Consider the following 20,457-nt stretch of genomic DNA (forward strand, 5'->3'; position numbering starts at 1 on the left):
GCGGATTAGATAACGATTCGTCTACACCCCTGTCGGATGCCCATCCGGCAGGGGTAAATTACTGGGTATGACTTTGAAAAAGATTGCAACCGCGACGATGTCCGTCTCCGCAGCTGCGCTCATGGCCATGGGCGTAGCAAACGCTGAACAGCCCGCAGCAACTCCCAAACCAGCAGAAAACCCCGCACCGGTTGAGCCCGGTACCGAGGTAGCAGACTCCACCGCCAAGAGCGACTTGGTGGAATCCCTGCCGGCAGACGCTGACAAGCTGGTGCCGAATATCGAGGGCCAGACCATCACCGGTGAGCTGCACTCCGTCAAGGAAGACGGCAAGTTCACCGTGCAGTTCGACAAGGATCAGTCCTTGGTCCTCAACGATGGCTGCAATACCTACACCACCTCCTACGATGTGGATAAGGATGGCACCATCCACGTAGGTGACTTCGCCTCCACTATGGCGGCATGCGATGACCACACCCAGGAACTTTCTGATTCCCTGCGTGACGTCCTCGAGTCCGAGCCTTCCTTCTATGCCCTGCCTGACGGCCAGGCCGCACTGGGCACTGAGGACAACGCCGTTGTCTTCAACGTCGTTGAGTAAATACTCACAAGACCACTCAGCACCATGATCCTCCTTGGCGGGGGACCATGGTGCTGTTGTGTATGTGGTGGGGTGGACTACTTGGCATCGGAAAGCGCGTAGGCGGCGCCCGCAGAGGCGGCCGTCACGGCGAGGACTGCTGGCCAGGAACCAATCTTCTTTGCCAATGGGTGGGAAGCGCCGAACGCGCCGACGTACAGGGCGGACAGGCCAGCGGTCGTGGCTGGGTTGGTCTTCTTTGCCCAGGAACGGCCGGCCCACAGGCCCGCAGCGCCGAGGATGACGCCGCCGAGCGGGCGAATGCCGGTCTCGCGGGCGGTGACCCAACCACCGATGAGGCCGAGGGTAACGGTGGTGGCGGTGGATACGTCTTGTGGTTTTTTGATATCAATCATGGACATGGTGGCCAGTCTAGGCCTGATTTGTGCGCCCCGCTAGAATTCCTGCCATGACTGTGGAGACTAATCTGCCACCTGAGCGCCAAGCATGGCGCGCCATGTTCGCGCTATCCCTCGGCTTCTTCGTGTCCCTGTTGGATCAGTCGATGGTGGCCATCGCCCTGCCGGAGATTCAGGTGGATTTAGGCGCCACGGTCAATGAAATCTTGTGGGTCTCGGCCGCCTATTTGCTTGCCGTGGTGGTGCCGCTGCTCTTTACGGGGCGGCTTGGCGATGTCCTCGGCCAGCGCGCCCTATTTTGCATCGGCGTGGGGCTGTTTGGGATCGGCGCAGTAGCGTGCGCGCTGGCGCCGTCGATAGAAGTGCTCATCGTCGCGCGCATCGTGCAGGGCTTGGGAGCATCGCTGGAAATGCCACAGACGATGTCCGTTATTAACCGGGTCTTCGCCCGCGAGCGCCGTGGGCGTGCGCTGGGGGTGTGGGGGATTATCGGTTCGGTGGCATCCTTGGCCGGGCCGCTCCTCGGCGGATTCCTTGTGGCTTATTTTGGCTGGCAAGCGGCCTTTTGGGTGCACGTACCATTTGTCATTGCCGCCATCGTGCTGGCTCTGCTGTGGATACCGAAACTGCCGACCACAGCCCAGGACATCGATAAGCCCTCGGCCATAGTCTCGCTCATTGCGTTAGGGTCCATCGTCTTCGGCATCCAACAAGGCCCAGAGCTGGACTGGGATTGGCGGGTATTGGTGGTGCTTGCCATCGGCATTGCCGTAAGCATTGCCTTCGTGCGCCTGCAGGCTAGCGCGCAGGATCGCGGTTCCACGCCGCTGTTTCCGGTGGAGCTCTTCCACAACCGCAACTATGCGGCCGGCTCCGTGGGCATTTTGACCATGGGCTTTATGGCGGCTTCGGTCATGTTGCCGGTGATGTTGTGGCTGCAATCGGTCAAGGGGCTATCTGCCGGTGAGGCCGGCATCATCGTGGCTCCCATGGCGCTGGTCTCAATGCTGATGTCGCCCATCGCAGGCATCCTCACGGACGCGGTGAATCCGCGCCTGATGGGGCTAGTGGGTTTTAGCCTGATGATCGCCTCGCTGTGTTTGGCCTGGTGGGTCATGCATGCCGATGCCAACCCGTGGTGGCTGGCCCCGCCCATCGCCGTCTTAGGAATTGGCCAGTCCTTTATCTGGGGCTCTAATGCGGCAACGACGCTGCGCGATATTTCACCTCACCACATGGGCGCGGCGTCGGGGGCGTATAACACCTCCCGCCAAGTGGGATCCGTGGTGGGCGTGGCCCTAGTTTCCGCCGTGATGCAAACGGGTAATCCGACCACGGCGATCATCAATTCGCTCCTTGTGATTGTCATCGCACTGGTAGTGGGACTTATCTCCTCACTGCGCTACGTGGACACGCTGCATGGATAAAAATCCTGCGCTAAATTGGGGGATATGCGTCTTGCTGTACTGACTTCCGGTGGCGATTGCCCCGGCTTGAATGCTGTAATCCGTGCGGTTGTGCGAACCGCATCCAACGAATTCGGCGATACCGTCGTGGGCTACGAAGACGGGTGGGTTGGCCTCTTAGAAGACCGCCGGCGCGATCTTTACGATGATGCCGGTATCGACCGGATTCTCTTGCGCGGCGGCACCATTTTGGGCACCGGTCGGCTGCACCCCGATAAATTTAAGGCCGGCCTGGAGCAGATCAAGACGAATATGCGCGAGGCCGAGGTCGATGCCCTCGTTGCCATCGGCGGCGAAGGCACGCTCAAGGGTGCTAAGTGGCTCAACGATAATGGCATCCCCGTTGTAGGCGTGCCGAAGACCATTGACAATGACGTCAACGCCACGGACTATACCTTCGGCTTCGATACCGCGGTATCGGTGGCAACGGATGCGATCGACCGCCTGCACACGACGGCGGAGTCCCACAACCGCATCCTCATCGTGGAGGTCATGGGCCGCCACGTGGGCTGGATTGCTTTGCACGCAGGCATGGCCGGCGGCGCACACTACACCGTGATTCCAGAAGAGCCCTTCGATATCGCGGAGATTACCAAGGCGATGGAACGCCGCTTCCAGATGGGCGAGAAGTACGGCATCATTTGCGTGGCCGAAGGTGCCCTGCCAAAGGAGGGCACCATGGAGTTTGAAGCCGGTGGCGTCGACCAGTTTGGCCACCAAACCTTCAATGGGATTGGCCAGGTCATTGGCGATGAAATCAATAAGCGCACCGGCTATGACGTGCGTACCACCGTGTTGGGCCACATCCAGCGCGGCGGCACGCCCACCGCGTATGACCGCGTTCTGGCAACCCGCTACGGCGTGCACGCTGCCCGCGCGGCGCACAATGGGGACTCGGGAATGTGCGTTGCCCTGCACGGCGAAGATATCGAACTGGTGCCTTTGGAAGAGGCCGTGGGTACGCTGAAGACGGTGCCCGATGCCCGCTACCGCAATGCGCAGGCCCTCTTCGGTTAAGGCCCGTTAAACCTCCGCCGTCTCGAATATTAAGATCGCCCTCTCACATGGTGGGAGGGTATTCTTTTGTCTATGAGTACCAATAGCGCTACAGAAAAACAGGAAGAACGGCAGGCGCTCATCGCGGCTCTGGGCTTTCCCATGCTCGTTATCATCGGTGGCATTATTGGCTACATCGCCCCGAATACCGCGGCATCCTTTGCCCCGCAGGTAACCCCGCTGCTGGGCATCGTCATGTTCGGCATGGGGCTTACCCTCAAGCCTGTCGATTTTGCGCTCGTGGTGCGACGGCCGCTGCCGGTGGTGCTTGGCGTGGTGACACAGTTCGTCATTATGCCGCTGATCGCGCTCGCCGTGGTGGCAGTCATGGACCTGCCAGAGGCGGTTGCGGCCGGAGTGATTTTGGTCGGCTGCGCCCCAGGCGGCACGAGCTCTAACGTGGTGTCCTACTTAGCGCGCGGCGATGTCGCGCTTTCGGTGACCATGACCTCCATCTCTACGCTTTTGGCGCCCATCCTCACCCCGCTATTGACCTTGTGGTTGGCGGGCGAATACATGCCGGTCTCCGCGGCTTCGATGGCGTGGTCCATCGTCAAGGTGGTGCTCGTTCCGGTCATCGCGGGCATCGTCATCGGCATACTGCTTCCACGGCTCGTGGCAAAGATTCAGGCGGCATTGCCGTGGATCTCCGTTACCGCGATTGCCTTGATCGTGTGCATTGTTGTTGGTGGCGCACATGACAATATAGCCACCGCCGGTGCGCTGGTCTTTGCCGCTGTGGTCATTCACAATGCGTGCGGCTATGGCTTGGGCTACCTCGCAGGCCTTTTTACCCGCCAGCCGGTTCCGGTCCGCCGCACCATGGCTGTGGAGGTAGGAATGCAGAATTCCGGGTTAGCCACCAGCCTTGCCTCTTCCTATATGAGCCCACTGGCCGCCTTGCCCGGCGCCGTCTTTTCTGTGTGGCACAACTTGTCCGGCGCGATCTTGGCTGCCCTGTGCCGCTTTAGCGATGCCCGCAAGGCCAAAGCCAGCTAAAAATGAATGGTGACAGCGGGGAAGTTCTGGTCTACGAACCAGGGCTCCTCCGTGATGGTGAGTGGGGCTTGGCCTTCCTCGAAGGCTAAGGTATCGCCGCCTTTGACGGTGGCGCCTTGCAGGATGTGGTCGGCGATATTTGCCAGCTTGTAATAGAGGTCCGTGGGATCCATCGAGCTGGTGCGCGCCTGAATTTCCGGGTGACCCGCTTGGACTAGGCCCATGGAGTAGCCGCGGAGCTCGCCGCCAGATTGGGTAATCCACACCGGCGCGATGTGCATGGGGGCGAGGTTATTGCGCACGGCGTCATTAAACATCGCCGGGGAGATGGAGACGTTTCCGCGTGGGTTGTGGATGATGAGGCAGTTGGGGTGCTGGGCTACCGCGGTCGTCGCCTGGGACAGCAGCTCTAGGTGCTCGCGGCGCGGCTCGCGGAATTGGTGAGAGAGGTCGTGTTCCTGATTATCCGGAAGGACCGAGACCAGCACCTGGGTTCCCGCGGTGTTGAGGTCGCCGGCATCGGCGCTCAAGATGGGGTGGAGGCCGTAACTATCTGGGGTGGGTGCGGAATCGATGGTCTGGTAGTGCAGGACAAACGCGCCATCGATAGGAACGACGAGGCTGCCCGGGTTCTTGCCGGGAGTAATCTCGCCGGCACGCCCCGAAAACGTGCCGGTAATGGCCTCTTTGATCTCTTCGGTAGAGGGGGCGGTGGAAAAGACGGCGATGTTGATGAGTGGGGCATCGACAAGCGAAGTGTCTACTGTATGTGGAGTCGTCATGACAGTCACCCTAGGGGCTAGCGCACGAGAGTGCACGGACGTATTAAGATGGCACGCATGACTGCTGCGATGTATGACCTGATGGACTTCGACGAGGTCCTCGACAAGTATGAACCGGTAATGGGCATGGAAGTCCACGTGGAGCTGGATACGGAAACCAAGATGTTTTCCACTTCTGCCACGAACTTCAGCGCAGCCCCTAACTCCAATATCGATCCGGTATCGCTGGGCCTTCCCGGGGCTCTTCCCGTGGTTAATTCCAAGGGCGTGGAGGGCGCAATCAAAATCGGCCTGGCGCTCAATTGCTCCATCGCGGAATCCTCGCGCTTTGCCCGCAAGAATTACTTCTACCCGGACCAGCCAAAGAACTACCAGATCTCCCAGTACGATGAGCCGATTGCTTATGACGGCTACCTCGACGTCGTGCTGGAAGACGGCACGGAATGGCGCGTGGAAATCGAGCGCGCCCACATGGAAGAAGACACCGGTAAGCTGACCCACCTGGGCGGCGCCGATGGCCGCATCCACGGCGCTACCGCATCCCTGGTGGACTGCAACCGCGCGGGCATCCCGCTCATTGAGATCGTTACCAAGCCCATCATCGGTGCCGGCGAGCGCGCCCCCGAGGTGGCGAAGGCCTATGTATCGGCGCTGCGCGAGCTCGTCGCGGCATTGGGCGTGTCCGATGCCCGCATGGACCAAGGTTCCATGCGCGTGGACTCCAACCTTTCCTTGCGCCCTATCGGCCAAGAAGAATTCGGTACCCGTACCGAGACGAAGAACATCAACTCCATGCGCTCGGTAGAGCAGGCCGTGCGCTTTGAGATGCAGCGCCAGGCACAGGTACTGGAAGATGGCGGCAGCATCGAGCAGGAGACCCGCCACTACCAAGAAACCGATGGCTCTACCTCCAAGGGGCGCCCGAAGGAGACTGCGGAAGACTACCGCTACTTCAATGACCCGGATTTGCCGCCGGTCATCGCCCCGCGCGAGTGGGTAGAAGAGCTGCGCGCAACCCTTCCGGAGCTGCCGTGGGTCCGCCGCGCCCGCATCCAAAAGGAGTGGGGCATTAAGGACGAGGAGATGCGCGACCTAGTCAACGCGGGCGCACTGGACCTCATCGTGGAGACGGTCGAAGCCGGCGCGAAGCCGGACGAGGCTCGTTCCTGGTGGGTGTCTTATCTTGCAGGTAAGGCCAATGAGCAGGACAAGACCCTGGCCGAACTGGATATCACCCCAGCCCACATTGCCCGCGTCATCGCCTTGGTCAAGGAAGGCAAACTGACCACCAAGTTGGCGCGCCAAGCCGTCGATGGCGTGCTGGCGGGCGAGGGCGACGTTGACGAGGTCGTCGCCAAGCGCGGCCTCGAGGTCGTGCGCGATGACGGTGCCATTGAAAAGGCAGTAGATGATGCCCTTGACGCTAACCCAGACATCGTGGAGAAGTACCGCGCCGGCAATAAGAAGGTGACCGGCGCGATTGTCGGTGCCGTGATGAAGGCGACGCAGGGCAAGGCGGATCCGGGCCAGGTTAATAAGCTGATCGCGGAGAAGCTGAGCTAATACGCCACTGACCGAGCCAGTCTTCGTCCCTGCTTCCACAGGGGGTCGGAGGCTGGCTTTCGTGGTTTTAAATTGACCATAGTTTTCATTTGGGCAGGTCAGGGCGGTAAAGCGTAGACTATGTGACATGCCAATTAAATCTAAAGTTCTGCAAAAAACGAGCCCAGATGCACCCTTTCGCACCGTAGAAATCGAACGCCGCGATCCGCACGAGGATGACGTCGTCATCGATATCAAGGCGGCCGGAATTTGCCACTCGGATATTCACACCATTCGCAATGAGTGGGGCGAGGCCCACTTCCCGCTGACGGTGGGTCACGAGATCGCCGGCGTGGTCGAAGCGGTAGGGGACAAGGTCACCAAGTTTAAGGCGGGCGACCGCGTGGGTGTGGGCTGCTTGGTCAATTCCTGCGGGGTCTGCGAGCAGTGCCGCAATGGGCAAGAGCAAAACTGCCTGAACGGCTCGGTGGGAACCTATAACTCTGAAGACGTTGATGGAACCATTACCCAGGGTGGCTATGCGCAAAAGGTCGTGGTCAATGAGAATTTCGTGTTGACGATTCCAGAAGGCCTCGACTTTGATGTCGCCGCCCCGCTCTTGTGCGCTGGTATTACCACCTACTCGCCCTTGGCCCGGTGGCAGGTCAAGGAGGGCGATAAGGTAGCCATCGTTGGCCTTGGCGGATTGGGCCACATGGGTGTGCAGATCGCCGCCGCCAAGGGGGCTGAGGTCACCGTCATTTCCCGGTCCCTGCGCAAGGAACAAGAAGCCTATGAGCTCGGCGCGAAGCGGGTGCTGGCAACGGGTGAGGACCCCGATTTCTTTGCCAACCACAAGGGCGAGTTCGATCTGATTTTGTCTACCATTTCCGCCTCCTATTCCCTCAATGACTACCTGCAGCTGTTGAAGCCGCGGGGAATCATGTCCGTGGTCGGCCTGCCCCCAGAGGAACTGGGAATCACGATGGGCAACCTCGTCGGTGGCGGCAAGGTATTGACCGGAAACAATATTGGCGGCATTGCCGAAACCCAAGAGATGCTGGACTTCTGTGCAGAACACGGCATCGGCGCGGTCATCGAAAAGGTGGGCGTTGATGACGTTGACGCAGCCTATGAGCGGGTTGTTGCCGGTGACGTAAAGTTCCGCTTCGTCATCGATACGGAAACTTTCGCGGATTAAGTATGTAAGCTACTTCATCACCAAAAGATGATGTATTGTATTTCACGCACGTGCAAGTAGGATTTCGTTATTGGCTTACGTACCATGTGCACAGGAGCACACTCCTGCGCCGCGCCTCCCTGCACGCGTCGGGGGGATAAGGAGGGGGCCTGGAACGCGCGCACTGGTGTGTGAAAATTATCCGCTACAAAAGTTAGGCAACTGTGTCTTATAAAAATATTCTCGCCATGGCCATGTCCTTCGTGGGCCTGCTGGTAGGCGCAGGCTTTGCTACGGGCCAGGAGGTCGTGCAATATTTCACCGCCTTCGGCTCTTGGGGTATTGCCGGCATTATCGTCGCAGCGGCCATTATGACGCTGGCGGGCACCGTGTTCTTGCAATTGGGCAGCTATTTCCACGCCACTGAGCACAACACGGTCTTCCGCAAAGTCACCCACCCCATCGTGTCCAAGCTATTGGACGTGGCCGTTATCATCACGCTCTTTGCTATCGGCTTCGTGATGCTGGCCGGTGCAGGTTCCAATATGGAGCAGCAATTTGGCTGGCCGGCTTGGATCGGCTCGACGCTGATGCTGGGGCTCGTGATTGCCGTCGGCATGATGGACGTCGATAAGGTGTCCAAGGTCATCGGTATGCTTACCCCGTCCATCATCATCGCCGTCATCGGCGTGGCGATTTACACCATGTTCCATATGCCGGACGATATTGGCGCAGCGATGGAAGCCTCCAGCCAGATCGATACCCCGATTGGCAACTGGCTGGTCTCCGCGCTGAACTACAACGGTCTGGCTTTGATGCTGGCGGTTTCCATGTCGCTGGTCATCGGCGGCGATAATATTAGCCCGCGCGAGGCCGGCTGGGGCGGCATCTTCGGCGGCATCGTCTACTCCGTCATGATGGGCCTGGCAGGTTTTGCGTTGTTGATGAACGCCGAGGAGATCGAGGGCTCCGATATCCCGATGCTGTCCTTGGTCGATAGCGTCAACCCAGTCTTGGGCGGGATCATGGCCATCGTTATTTACCTGATGATTTTCAATACCGCCATCGGTATGTTTTACGCATTGGGTAAGCGCCTCTCCGCCGGCAACGAGTCCAAGTTCCGCGTTATCTTCATCGCTGGCTGTTTCGCGGGCTTTGGCGTTTCCTTCTTCGGCTTCAAGACCTTGATGCAGTACGTCTACCCGGTCATCGGTTACATGGGCATCGCGATGGTGGCCGTCTTGGTCTTTGCATGGTTCCGCAGCCAGTCCAAGATTCAGGACGAGGCGCTGCGTCGCGAGCGCGTGCGTTCGCTGATGCACCTGAAGCTGAATCCGAACAAGGAATACGACGCAGAGCGCTACGACGACGAGATTGGCCAGCACCTCGAGGATTCCAATATGGATAGCGAGGCCCTCTATGAAGAGCTCGTGACCGAGGTGACGGAAAAGCTCGACGGTGATGACGATGTGGACTTTGATAAGGAAGAATTTGAGAAGCAAAACCAGGACGATCACACCTACTACATCGAGCGCGATGGCGTAGAGCACGACCGCTCGCCGGAAGAGATTGAAAAGTGGATCGAGGAAACCGGTGCTATCGGTGATCCGGAGGAAGACGATGAGTCTTCCGAAGCGGAAAGCTCCCAGAAGTAGTCTCGCCTTCAGGCAATAAATTTCCCTCCCCAGGATTTCCTGAGGAGGGATTTTCTATGCCTTGTGCTTGCCGATGCCCCTATTAACTCTTAGGGCTGGAGCTGGGCCAGGGGATTACAGCAGGAGGAGTTTGAGGGTCAGGCCAATCATGATGACACCGATGCCAACGTTGATCCAGCGCCATACCTCGGGGCGGGAGAGGACGTGGGAGAAGCGAGCAGCGCCAAAGCCAATGACGGGGAACCACGTAAAGCTGGCGGCGATGGCACCGCCGGCGAACAGCCACCGGCCGGGGTCACCATACTGGTTGGCGATGCCGCCGAGCATGACCAAAACGTCGACATAGGCACCAGGGTTGAGCCAGGTTAGCGCCAGCGCTGTAAGAAGCGGCTTGACCCAAGAGGGCGAGCGCTTGATCTCTTGGCGTTGGGTGGCGGTAGCGGTGGCGACAGAACCGTGCTCGGTGCCGGCCCCACCCGTGCTGTCGCCGTCGCCGTCGAAGGTCGCTACTTCCTCGGTCGAATTCGGGGAAGTAGATTCCACGTCGATGGCCTCGCCCTTGGTTTTGAAGGCATCGCGGAAGCAGGTGAAGGTGAAAAAGGCGAGGTATGCTGCGCCGATGTACTTGAGCGCCTCAAGCGCATTGGGAAAGCGCTCAACCAGGTAGCCGACACCGGCGGTGCCGGAGGTAATGAGGATGACATCGGAAAGCGCGCACACCACGATGATGAGCCCGATGTGATCGCGGCGGATGCCGTATTTCAACAGCATCGCATTTTGGGGGCCGACGGCCACGATGAGGGACAAACCAAGCACAAAACCAGCAAGCACGATGGACATGCCTCTAGTGTGAATCCAAGCGGTAAATAAGTCCAGTTAATCTATCTTCATATGGTTTAGAATAGCTTCATGAACCCGGTACATTTGGAAACCTTGCTGGCTATCGTGGAAGAAGGAAGCTTTGAGGTCGCCGCCTCGGTCCTGGGGATTTCTCCGTCTGCGGTAAGCCAGCGCATCAAGGCGTTGGAGGCGAGCACCGGCCGCGTGCTGGTGCGGCGGGCGAATCCGGTGGGGGCGACGGAAGCCGGGGAGATCCTGGTGCAGGCGGCACGGCGTATGGCGTTGGTGCAGGCGGAAACCGATGCCCGGTTGGGCCAGCGCCTAGCGCGCGTGCCCTTGTCGGTGGCCATCAACTCCGACTCGCTCGCCACCTGGTTTACGCAGGTATTAAGCGATACCGCGCAGCGGGGAGACGTTGCCCTGCGCATCCGCATTGAGGATGAGGCCCGCACGCTCGCGATGCTGCGGCGCGGCGATGTCTTGGGTGCGGTAACGAGGGAGCATTCGCCGGTATCCGGGTGCGATTCCACGTTCTTGGGGACCATGCGCTATTTCGCCGTTGCCGCCCCGCATATCGCGGAGGGCTTTCATTCAGGGCGGTTTACCTGGGAGACGATGCCGCTGGTGGGCTATGGTCCCAATGATCAGGTGCTCGATGATGCTATGCGCGAGCGCTTTATTGATTCTCACGTCGTGCGCGCCAGGGTTTCGCAGATTCCTTCTTCGGAAGGTTACCTGGAGGCCGTGCGCGTGGGCCTGGGGTGGGGGCTATTGCCGCAGGCTCAGGCTCAGCCACTGGTGGAGTCGAAAGAGCTGCTGCTTCTCGATGACCACCAGCTCGACATCGACCTCTACTGGCAGCGTTGGCGCCTAGAATCTGAGGTCTTAAGCGATCTGACGCGGTCCGTGATTAACGCGGCTGCGGGGCTGGGAAGAGCTTAAGCTGAAAGTCTTCCGGATTCTTTACTTCCTCGCCGGAGGGAATGGGACCCGGGAGACGCACGCCGGGGGCAAAGGGTTGGCCGCCAAAGCGATCGCGGTCATGGGGCTCTGCTAACCAGGACATATCCGGTCCCACCGGAACGATGCGGGTGGGGTTGATTTCCGTGTGCGTGGCAAAGTAATGCTGCTTGATCTCGGTGAAATCGGTGGTATCACCAAAGCCCGGTAGCTGGAATAGTTCCTGCAGGTAGCCGCGCAGGTTGGGCAGTTCCTGGATCTTGTGGCGCGAGCACTTGAAGTGTGAGTAATACACCGGATCGAAGCGCACGAGGGTGGCAAACAGGCGGATATCGGTCTCGGTAATGTGTTCGCCAACCATATAGCGCTGGGTGCCCAGGCGCTCTTCGGCCCAGTCGAGCGCCTCCCACAGCTGGCCATAGGCCTCTTCGTAGGCTTCTTGCGAGCCGGCGAAACCGCAGCGGTACACGCCATTATTGATGCCGTGGAAGATGCACTCGTTGAGCTCTTCCATCTCGTCGCGGTGCTGTTCAGGGAAGAGATTGGGAGCACCTTCTGCCTGGAAGTCCGTCCACTTTTCAATGAAATCGCGCACCATAGAAGGATAATCATTGGTGACTACCCGTCCCGTGGATTCTTCTACCAAGGCAGGCACGGTAATTCCGCGGGGATAGTCCGGAAAGCGCTTAAAGTAGGCTTCCTGCAGGCGCTTGTAGCCCAAAACCGGATCCACTTCGCCCTCGTCGAGGTCGAATGTCCAGGACCGCGCATCGTGTACGGGCCCGGCGAGGGCCAAGGAAATGGAGTCCTCTAAGCCCAACAGGCGGCGAGCGATGACCGCGCGGTGCGCCCACGGGCAGGCACGGGCCGCCACCAGGCGGTAACGGCCGGCCTCCATAGGCCAGTAAAAGGTGCCATCATCCTGCGCGGTTACCTCGGATACCTCAGGTGAAATGCGGTCTTCGATATAGGTGGTATCGCGAATAAACTCGCCATCTGGTGACGCATTGCGGGCATCTCCTGCCCAATCGGAGTCGTGTGAAGTCATCGATTCATTCCCAATTCTGGTGGATTCATAAGGCGGGGAAGTATCCCGCCGGTAATTAATGTTTATATGTCAACTATGTGACATTGTTGATATTACAACAAGATGGGGGCTAGGGAAAGGGGGGCGTGGGAACAATTGCGGCGCGCCGTTAACGGTACCGCAAAATTGCAGGCAACTGTCTTAAATTGGTCATATGAGCGATAAGCAGCAACCGGATAAAGCCAATCCCTTAGACGAGGAACTTAACGTCCCAGCCTATGATTCCATGCGGCAGGATAACCCCGATGTCTTTGCCCGCGCTGGGCGCGCCGAACCGCAAGAAATTCGGCCGCAGAAGCAAGAGGTAGCGGAGACGGAAGTTTTGTCCAACCTTGCCGCTAATGGCGCCGCACAGCAGGCAAACCAGCAATCCGCAGGTGAGGATACCGCGGTATTGGATCCCGCAGCGGCGGCGCAGACCGAGGGCTTTGCGGCAGATGATGTTTCCCTAACCCCAGAAGAGCGGGCGGAACAAGAGCGCAAGCTTCAGCAGGAGCAGGAGGATAAGGATGGCTACAAGCGCTATGGGCGCCGCGGCACCATTGACTTTGGCCTCTTCTTCGTCCGCTTGGCGATGAGCGCCTATCTCATTATTGCCGGCGTAGCTACGTTCTTCTCGCTTGGCGATGGCGCCGGCGTCTCCGGCTTGGAAAGTGATTACTCGCAGTACGCTTGGGCTAATTCCTTTGCCCTGGCGGTACCAACCGTGCAGCTGATCGCCGGAGCATTCCTCCTTTTGGGCCTGATTAGCCCTCTTGCGGCCATGCTCGGTTTAGTCGTTACCGGTTTCACCGCCTTGCACGAGCTGGCGGAATCGGGTGCTGGTCTGCAGGTCTTTGATTGGCCGGACTCGGTATGGCTATCCCTGGTGCTTTTCGTTATCGCGATTGGCCTGCAATTTACCGGTCCTGGTTTCATTTCCTTGGACTTTGGCCGCTCTTGGGCGCGGCGCCCACTGGGTACGTCGTGGGTCTTTGTGGTGGTTGGTATCGCCATCCTAGTTGCCGTGTGGTTCTTTGGCGCGGCAGTAAACCCCATCGCTTAGCCTGTTACTCGCTACCGTGTAAGTGGATCCCCGCTGCAGTTAATGCGGTGGGGATTTCCTTTTTACCCTTGCTTTCCTCTATGGAAAGTGAAAGAATTGCTATGATGGAAAGTATGGAATACCGGATTTTGGAGATGGTGGTAGAAGATGGAAGATGAGCTAAAGAAGTCGCTCGAGTTTAATGACAGCCTGCAGGATAAAAACGCTGAGCGAAAGCGGCTTGTGCAAAATATCCTCCTAGTGATTGCATTGGCAGCGTTCTACGTGGGAATGACCGTATTCGCGGAGGTGATGCACCCCGTCGCGTTTCTCATTTTCTACTTTGTCCTTTTAGGACTCATTGTGTGGGCGCTGCTTCATTACCAAAATAAGGTGCGGACCAGCTATCGCCAGGATCCGTATACCCAGCCCAAAGCCGATAAGAAATACTTTGCGGGGATGGCAGTAATACTTATCCCGATGTTTATTACGAACATGCTGCGTGAGCACACGTGGGCATTGGTAATCTTCATGGTCTTGTGGGTAGCGGCAATGGTCTGGGTGCTGCAATCTCGTGCCTTGGACCTTGCAGCGCGGCAAGGAGAGGGCCGTAGTGCTCAGTGATATTGACCCCGTTATCTATCCGCTCAATCGCTTCAAGATCTGCGCGGTATTAAACGCGCGGGGTGCGGTGGAGGGGCAGGTGCGCCGCGAAATGCGCTTCGCGGCGCTGCGGGAAGAAGTAGACCAATCGGCCGCGACCTTATCCAAACAATTAACCGCCCTAGAAAAGGAAGGCTATATCAGCCGATTCCGCGAGTACGGATCTTCCCGCGATAAGGACACCGTCTGGGTCATGCTCACTGCTACCGGCAAGTCCGCATTCGATGCCCACCTCGCCGCGCTTAAGTCGCTAGCGGAGCAGGAGTAGCGCTACGTGTGGTCTGTTTGCGCTGGGCGGCAAAGAACGCTGCCGTATACAGCGCTACTGTAACCAGGGTAAGCCAGACGAAGTCATCCACCCAGAATTTCTGGAAGTGGTTCATGGCATGGACATCGACTTGATCTCCCCACCACCACTTGGGTGGCACGGTGAGCAGCAGGGCTGCCCAAGCGATGAGGACGGCCAGGAGGCCGCGGGCAGCCCATCCGGTAGAAAGCCAGCTCCACGCGCGGTAGGCGAAGACCGGGATGATGAGCGTGAGCCAGACCCAGTGATGGGACCAAGAAACAGGAGAGATGAGCAGGACGGTGAGGGCGGTGACCAATTGGGCATCGACAAGCAACTGCTCCGCGCATAAGCGCTTGATGAGCCACGCCGCAACGACGATGACAATAAGGGAGGCCGCGATCCACGCGAGGCCTATCGTCAGGCCATTCGCCTCCATGGATTCGGTGGATGGATACATGCGCTGAATGGCGCCCTTGATGGAGCTATTGGACTGGTACTCGGTTCCCACGCCGAAGTCACGGCCGGAGCCCATGTCGAGCAGTGTGGAGCTGAAGAACTCCACGAACGCCTCCCAGCGGAAGGCCGCGGCAAGAAGGGTGGCCGCTACGGCGGAGAAAAGTGCGGTCGCAATCTGCTTCCATTCCTTGCGCACGAGGAAGTAGAGCAGCATCGCCAGAGGGGTTATCTTGATGGCGGCCGCCACGCCGATGAGGATTCCCTGCGGCAGGAATTGCTTGCGCGGAACGAGGTCGAGGATAACAAGCGCCATGACCACTATATTGATTTGGGCATAGTTGTTATTGAGGTCAACCGGCTCAAAGTGTAAGACAATGGCCCAGGTAATGGCGGTTACGGGTAAGAGGAATTCTGGCTTCTTGAGCACCGCCCTGAAAACGAAGTAAAGGCACACGAGCACAAGGAGATCCGAAAGGATAACCATGATATTGCCGGCCAGGGTGTGGTCGATGGCGTCGAAGGTCGTCAGCGGTACCATCGCCAAGGCGCCAAAGGGCGGATAAATGAAGGGCAGCTGAATATCGCCGGCGGGCATCGGCGCGCTATAGACGGAGCGGTGCTCGAGGAAGGCCTTGACGCCCTCCCGGTAGACCACCATATCGATGGGGAATTCTGTGATGCGGGTGTCTTCAACGACCTTCCAGGCGCCGAAAAGGAACCCCAGCAGGGCCACGGTATATCGGAATAACGGGGTACGAGCGAATTTCATCGCGATACAAACTACGCGATTTTTAACTACAGAGCTCGCACCCCCACCGAGGTCACAGCGATTTAGCAGCCAATTGTGCTAGTTTACATAGCCGTCTACCACGCGCACCGCGCCGCGATCCGCGGAGGTCGCCATTGCGGCGTAGGCGCGCAGCGCCTTGGTAATCGGGCGGTTGCGGTCCACCGGCGTCCATGGCTTTTCGCGCTGCTCTTGCGCGGCGCGGCGGCGCTCCAGAACATCATCGTCCACGTCGAGCGTGAGCTCGCGCTCATGGATATTGATGGAAATGGTATCGCCATTTTCGATGAGCCCGATAAGGCCCTGGTGGGCGGCCTCCGGGGAGATGTGGCCGATGGAGAGACCGGAGGTGCCGCCGGAAAAGCGGCCGTCGGTAATCAAGGCGCACGCCTTCCCTAAACCTGCGCCCTTGAGGAAGGACGTCGGGTGAAGCATCTCCTGCATGCCGGGGCCACCGGACGGGCCTTCGTAGCGAATGACGACGACATCGCCGGGCTGGACCTCTTTATTCAAGATGATGGACACGGCCTGCTCCTGGGATTCCACGACGCGGGCCGGGCCGGAGAAGGTCCACAGCTCTTCCTCCACGCCGGCTGCCTTGACGATGGCCCCGTCTGGTGCCAGGTTGCCGCGCAAGACCACCAGTCCGCCGTCGGATGAAAAGGCGTGGTCGGCATCGTGAATGCAGCCATTGACCGCGTCAGTATCCAGTTCATCCCACCGGTTGGACTGGGAGAACGGCTCCGTCGTGCGCACGCCACCGGGGGCGGCGTAGTACAGCTCGCGGGCCTGATCGGTTACGCGGGGATTGCGGATATCCCAATCATCGAGCCATTGCTCCGCATTGTCATAGAGGGCGGTGTGCACCTTGAGGTTGAGGTGGCCCGCGCGGCGCAGCTCGCCCAAGATGGCCGGAATGCCGCCGGCGCGGTGCACGTCCTCGATGTGGTAGGTGCCGTTGGGCGCGACCTTGGAGAGGCAAGGTACGCGGTAGGAGATGTCATTAATGTCATCCAGCGTGAAGTCCACTTCGCCCTCTTGCGCTGCGGCGAGGGTGTGCAGGATGGTGTTGGTGGATCCGCCCATGGCCATATCGAGGGCCATAGCATTGCTAAAGGCTTCCTTCGTGGCGATATTGCGGGGGAGGACGGACTCGTCTTCTTCGCCGTAGTAGCGGCGGCACATATCCACGATGGTGGAGCCGGCCTTTTCAAAGAGCTCACGGCGCGCGCTGTGGGTAGCCAGGGTGGTGCCATTGCCCGGAAGCGCCAAGCCGAGCGCCTCGGTCAAGCAGTTCATGGAGTTGGCGGTAAACATGCCGGAGCAGGAACCGCAGGTGGGGCAGGCGGATTCTTCGACCTGGGCCAAACCGGCATCGCTAACGCTGTCGTTCGCGGATGCGGTGATTGCGGTAATCAGGTCGGTCGGTGCATGGGCAACGCCATCGACCACGACGGCCTTGCCGGCCTCCATCGGCCCGCCGGAGACGAAGATAGTGGGGATATTCAAGCGCATCGCGGCATTGAGCATGCCCGGGGTGATCTTATCGCAGTTGGAGATGCAGACGAGGGCATCGGCAGTATGCGCATTGGCCATGTACTCGATGGAATCGGAGATGATCTCGCGCGAGGGCAATGAGTACAGCATGCCGCTATGTCCCATGGCAATGCCGTCATCGACAGCAATGGTGTTGAACTCCTTGGGCACGCCGCCGGCTTCGCGGACAGCATCGGCGACGATATCGCCGACGTTTTTCAGGTGCACGTGGCCGGGCACGAACTGCGTATAAGAATTGGCGATGGCGACAATCGGCTTGCCAAAGTCATTTTCCTTGGTGCCGGTAGCGCGCCACAAGGCACGCGCACCGGAGGCTTGGCGTCCGACGGTAGTTACTTTAGAGCGCAGCGGGAACATGGTTTAAGTCACCATTCCTTATAGATTAATCAGATGGGGAGGAGGAGAAAGTAAATTTAATTATCTGCCGAATCTTTAAGCTCGGGGTGTTTTTCAAGGTACGCAGCATATTCCTCTTTGCTTAAGAGGATCTGCTGCCCGTCGCGGTGCACGATGACGACCTTGTCATCGGCTGCCTCGCGGCCCTGGGTGAGGGCATCGGGAATGCGTCCGCGGGATGCTTGTGCCAAGCGGGGCAGCGAGTTGAAGGTTACGCCAGGTAGGTTATGCTTCGCACCATTTTTAGTCTGTGCGAAGGCCCGGGCGCGCTGGAACCCAATCCCGGCGAAGTCATCCCACGCAATGGAGACGTTCTTGCGGAATGCATAGGAAATGGAGATGCCCTTCTCAGAGACCCTCGTGCGGGCCTTGAGGACCCACCATAGGCCGATGACGGGGATAATGAGCAGCCATCCCAGGTATTTGGGCGCCCAGCCGATGCTCAACAAGGCGATCGTGGACAGAATTAAAATGCCCAAGATGTGGTCGCGGGAAGGGGTGAAGACCTCTGCCTGGGAGGTGGACTGACGAGGTTGTTTGTCCTGTGCTGGTGGGGTCATAATCAGCCAGCCTAATTGACCATGCGGTGGGGAAGCGAACCATTTTTCCGCCGCGTTTCAACATGTGGGAAAGTTTTCCCAAAAGGGGGTAACCGCTTCCAGATATAATTCTATCGGTATATAGTTGGAAATATGATCATTATTCGACTTCAGGTGGTGCGAGCGCGGCGGTGACCGCGGCGTTTTCTGAACGTCGACGCTTTCGCCCCCGCAGACCACCGGCCCGCGGGGGCTTTAGTTGTAACTAGGGCGTTTCCCTCGATGATCAGTTTCCATGACAGACCAACCCAAGGAGCACATACACCGTGGTAACGACATCCTCGCCCACGCCCGCTTCCGCGGCCGCTGCGACTTCTGCTGCGCCCGCGGAGCGAATGAGTGGGGCTCATGCTATTGTCCGCACGCTGGAAGATCTGGGCACCGATCTCGTATTCGGTATTCCAGGCGGTGCCGTGCTTCCGCTCTACGATGCACTGCATGGTTCAACCAAGCTGCGCCATGTGCTAACCCGCCATGAACAAGGCGCCGGCCACGCCGCCGAGGGTTATGCGCAGGCCTCCGGAAAGGTGGGCGTGTGCATCGCTACCTCCGGTCCTGGTGCGACCAACCTGGTTACCGCGCTTGCCGATGCCAACCTGGACTCCGTTCCCATCGTCGCCATCACCGGCCAAGTGGGCAGCAACCTTTTGGGCACCGATGCCTTCCAAGAGGCCGATATCCGCGGTGTCACCATGCCGATTACCAAGCACAACTACATCGTGACGGATCCCGCAGAGATCCCTTCTGCTATTTCGGCCGCCTTCCACTTGGCTTCTACCGGCCGCCCCGGTCCGGTGCTCGTGGATATCCCGAAGGACGTGCAAAACGGCTTTTTGGATTACCATTTCCCGGAAACGCTTGACCTGCAAGGCTACAAGCCGGTTACCAAGCCGCACCACCGGCAGGTGGCCCAGGCCGTGGAATTGATGGCGCATGCGGAAAAGCCCGTGCTCTACGTCGGCGGCGGAGTCATGAAAGCCAACGCCTCCCAGGAGCTGCTGGAGTTTGCAGAGCTGACGAATATCCCCGTGGTTACCACCTTGATGGCCCTGGGCTCCTTTCCAGACTCCCACCCGCTGCATCTGGGAATGCCGGGCATGCACGGCACCGTCCCAGCCGTCGCGGCGATGCAGCGCGCCGACCTCATCATCGCCATTGGCGCCCGCTTCGATGACCGCGTGACCGGCGATACCTCTACATTCGCACCCAATGCGAAGGTTATCCACGCCGATATCGATCCGGCAGAAATTGGCAAGATCCGGGAAGTTGCGGTCCCCATCGTCGGCGATGCGCAAAAGTGCTTGACCGCGTTGAGCAAGGAGTACCGCAAGAAGGACGTGCAGCCTGCCGCCGATGTGAAACAGTGGCACGATTACCTGCGCGGTATGCAGGAGCGTTTCCCGCGCGGTTACGAGCCCACTGATGACGGCCTGCTGAACCCGCAATTCGTCTTGGAAAAGCTCAGCGAAACCGTAGGACCGGAAGCTATCTACTGTGCCGGCGTGGGCCAGCACCAGATGTGGTCCGCGCAGTTCTTGGACTTTGAGCACCCGCGTTCCTGGATCAACTCCGGTGGCGCCGGAACCATGGGCTACGCCGTTCCCGCTGCCTTGGGTGCAAAGGCGGCGCGCCCAGATAAAGAAGTCTGGGCCATCGACGGCGATGGTTGCTTCCAAATGACCAATCAGGAACTTACCACCGCAGCCTTGGAGGGCTTCCCGTTTAAGGTTGCCGTCATCAATAACGGCAACCTCGGCATGGTCCGGCAGTGGCAGACGCTGTTTTATGACCAGCACTATTCGCACACCAAGCTGCGCGAAGAAAACGCCTTCACCCCGGACTTCGTCCGCTTGGCCGAGGCTCTTGGCTGCGAAGCTATCCGGGTCACGTGCGAAGAGGATGTCGTTCCGGCCATTAAGCGCGCACAGGAAATTAACGATAAGCCAGTTGTCATTGACTTCATCGTCGGCCAAGATGCGCAGGTTTGGCCGATGATCGGCGGCGGTGCCTCCAATGAGGAAATCCAGTACGCCCGCGGCCTGCGCCCGCTTTTTGATGAAGCTGAATCCGCCGCGGAAACCCCGGCTGAGATCGACGAAACCATCCAGGAGGCATAAACC

Annotated in this window: 19 protein-coding genes; 12 read left to right on the top strand and 7 right to left on the bottom strand. The window is 59.1% G+C overall.

All coding sequences use genetic code 11. The features are described 5' to 3' along the window. Positions 1-67: 67 nt before the first annotated feature. Entirely contained in the window at positions 68-601 is a 534-nt protein-coding gene (locus HMPREF1267_RS05655; protein WP_023028691.1) for an META domain-containing protein, read from the top strand. A 77-nt stretch (positions 602-678) separates the two neighbouring features. On the opposite strand, the gene HMPREF1267_RS05660 is transcribed toward HMPREF1267_RS05655, so the two are convergent. Next, the gene (locus HMPREF1267_RS05660; protein ID WP_005282483.1) at positions 679-1,002 is read right to left on the bottom strand and encodes a membrane protein; all 324 of its coding nucleotides are present in this window, start codon (positions 1,000-1,002) and stop codon (positions 679-681) included. 47 nt (positions 1,003-1,049) lie between these two features. On the opposite strand from HMPREF1267_RS05660, the gene HMPREF1267_RS05665 reads away from it, so the two are divergent. The 3 genes from HMPREF1267_RS05665 (at position 1,050) to HMPREF1267_RS05675 (ending at position 4,520) form a co-directional block, all read left to right on the top strand. Further along, on the top strand, positions 1,050-2,426 hold the full coding sequence (locus HMPREF1267_RS05665; RefSeq protein ID WP_034666922.1) for a DHA2 family efflux MFS transporter permease subunit: 1,377 nt from the start codon (positions 1,050-1,052) through the stop codon (positions 2,424-2,426). A 24-nt stretch (positions 2,427-2,450) separates the two neighbouring features. After that, positions 2,451-3,482, top strand: a complete 1,032-nt coding sequence (locus HMPREF1267_RS05670) for an ATP-dependent 6-phosphofructokinase (protein WP_023028693.1) — start codon at positions 2,451-2,453, stop codon at positions 3,480-3,482. 72 nt (positions 3,483-3,554) lie between these two features. Beyond that, positions 3,555-4,520, top strand: a complete 966-nt coding sequence (locus HMPREF1267_RS05675; RefSeq protein WP_023028694.1) for a bile acid:sodium symporter family protein — start codon at positions 3,555-3,557, stop codon at positions 4,518-4,520. Here HMPREF1267_RS05675 and HMPREF1267_RS05680 read toward each other — a convergent pair. Beyond that, positions 4,517-5,302, bottom strand: coding sequence for a DUF4261 domain-containing protein (locus tag HMPREF1267_RS05680; RefSeq protein WP_023028695.1), 786 nt, complete (start codon positions 5,300-5,302; stop codon positions 4,517-4,519). The genes HMPREF1267_RS05675 and HMPREF1267_RS05680 overlap by 4 nt on opposite strands. A gap of 57 nt (positions 5,303-5,359) precedes the next feature. On the opposite strand from HMPREF1267_RS05680, the gene gatB reads away from it, so the two are divergent. The 3 genes from gatB (at position 5,360) to HMPREF1267_RS05695 (ending at position 9,679) form a co-directional block, all read left to right on the top strand. Then, entirely contained in the window at positions 5,360-6,865 is a 1,506-nt protein-coding gene (gatB, locus tag HMPREF1267_RS05685) for an Asp-tRNA(Asn)/Glu-tRNA(Gln) amidotransferase subunit GatB (RefSeq protein ID WP_034666924.1), read from the top strand. Between the two features lie 127 nt (positions 6,866-6,992). After that, positions 6,993-8,045 carry an NAD(P)-dependent alcohol dehydrogenase gene (locus tag HMPREF1267_RS05690; protein WP_023028697.1) on the top strand — a complete coding sequence of 351 codons (1,053 nt, stop codon included), beginning with the start codon at positions 6,993-6,995 and terminating at the stop codon, positions 8,043-8,045. A gap of 203 nt (positions 8,046-8,248) precedes the next feature. Continuing rightward, positions 8,249-9,679: a hypothetical protein gene (locus HMPREF1267_RS05695; RefSeq protein ID WP_023028698.1), complete on the top strand. Its 1,431-nt coding sequence runs from the start codon at positions 8,249-8,251 to the stop codon at positions 9,677-9,679. 114 nt (positions 9,680-9,793) lie between these two features. On the opposite strand, the gene HMPREF1267_RS05700 is transcribed toward HMPREF1267_RS05695, so the two are convergent. Beyond that, complete coding sequence (locus HMPREF1267_RS05700; RefSeq protein WP_023028699.1) at positions 9,794-10,519, bottom strand: LysE/ArgO family amino acid transporter; 726 nt, start codon at positions 10,517-10,519, stop codon at positions 9,794-9,796. Positions 10,520-10,588: 69 nt separating this feature from the next. On the opposite strand from HMPREF1267_RS05700, the gene HMPREF1267_RS05705 reads away from it, so the two are divergent. Next, on the top strand, positions 10,589-11,461 hold the full coding sequence (locus HMPREF1267_RS05705) for an ArgP/LysG family DNA-binding transcriptional regulator (protein WP_005280244.1): 873 nt from the start codon (positions 10,589-10,591) through the stop codon (positions 11,459-11,461). On the opposite strand, the gene HMPREF1267_RS05710 is transcribed toward HMPREF1267_RS05705, so the two are convergent. Beyond that, entirely contained in the window at positions 11,430-12,527 is a 1,098-nt protein-coding gene (locus tag HMPREF1267_RS05710; RefSeq protein WP_023028700.1) for a glutathione S-transferase family protein, read from the bottom strand. The two genes, HMPREF1267_RS05705 and HMPREF1267_RS05710, sit on opposite strands and share 32 nt — an antisense overlap. Before the next feature lie 193 nt (positions 12,528-12,720). Here HMPREF1267_RS05710 and HMPREF1267_RS05715 point away from each other — a divergent pair, with 193 nt between their 5' ends. From HMPREF1267_RS05715 to HMPREF1267_RS05725, 3 genes are all read left to right on the top strand, one after another. Further along, entirely contained in the window at positions 12,721-13,611 is an 891-nt protein-coding gene (locus HMPREF1267_RS05715; protein ID WP_023028701.1) for a DoxX family protein, read from the top strand. A 147-nt stretch (positions 13,612-13,758) separates the two neighbouring features. Then, complete coding sequence (locus tag HMPREF1267_RS05720) at positions 13,759-14,214, top strand: hypothetical protein (RefSeq protein ID WP_023028702.1); 456 nt, start codon at positions 13,759-13,761, stop codon at positions 14,212-14,214. After that, entirely contained in the window at positions 14,204-14,521 is a 318-nt protein-coding gene (locus tag HMPREF1267_RS05725) for a transcriptional regulator (protein ID WP_023028703.1), read from the top strand. Before HMPREF1267_RS05720 ends, HMPREF1267_RS05725 begins: the two co-directional genes overlap by 11 nt. On the opposite strand, the gene HMPREF1267_RS05730 is transcribed toward HMPREF1267_RS05725, so the two are convergent. The 3 genes from HMPREF1267_RS05730 to HMPREF1267_RS05740 form a co-directional block, all read right to left on the bottom strand. Next, positions 14,496-15,767: a glycosyltransferase 87 family protein gene (locus tag HMPREF1267_RS05730; RefSeq protein ID WP_023028704.1), complete on the bottom strand. Its 1,272-nt coding sequence runs from the start codon at positions 15,765-15,767 to the stop codon at positions 14,496-14,498. The two genes, HMPREF1267_RS05725 and HMPREF1267_RS05730, sit on opposite strands and share 26 nt — an antisense overlap. Positions 15,768-15,845: 78 nt before the next feature. Beyond that, the gene (ilvD, locus tag HMPREF1267_RS05735; protein WP_023028705.1) at positions 15,846-17,699 is read right to left on the bottom strand and encodes a dihydroxy-acid dehydratase; all 1,854 of its coding nucleotides are present in this window, start codon (positions 17,697-17,699) and stop codon (positions 15,846-15,848) included. A gap of 56 nt (positions 17,700-17,755) precedes the next feature. Continuing rightward, positions 17,756-18,298: a PH domain-containing protein gene (locus HMPREF1267_RS05740; protein ID WP_005280251.1), complete on the bottom strand. Its 543-nt coding sequence runs from the start codon at positions 18,296-18,298 to the stop codon at positions 17,756-17,758. Between the two features lie 305 nt (positions 18,299-18,603). On the opposite strand from HMPREF1267_RS05740, the gene HMPREF1267_RS05745 reads away from it, so the two are divergent. After that, entirely contained in the window at positions 18,604-20,454 is a 1,851-nt protein-coding gene (locus HMPREF1267_RS05745; RefSeq protein WP_023028706.1) for an acetolactate synthase large subunit, read from the top strand. Positions 20,455-20,457 lie beyond the last annotated feature (3 nt).

The organism is Corynebacterium sp. KPL1824 (assembly GCF_000478095.1).
Taxonomy (GTDB): Bacteria; Actinomycetota; Actinomycetes; order Mycobacteriales; family Mycobacteriaceae; genus Corynebacterium; species Corynebacterium accolens.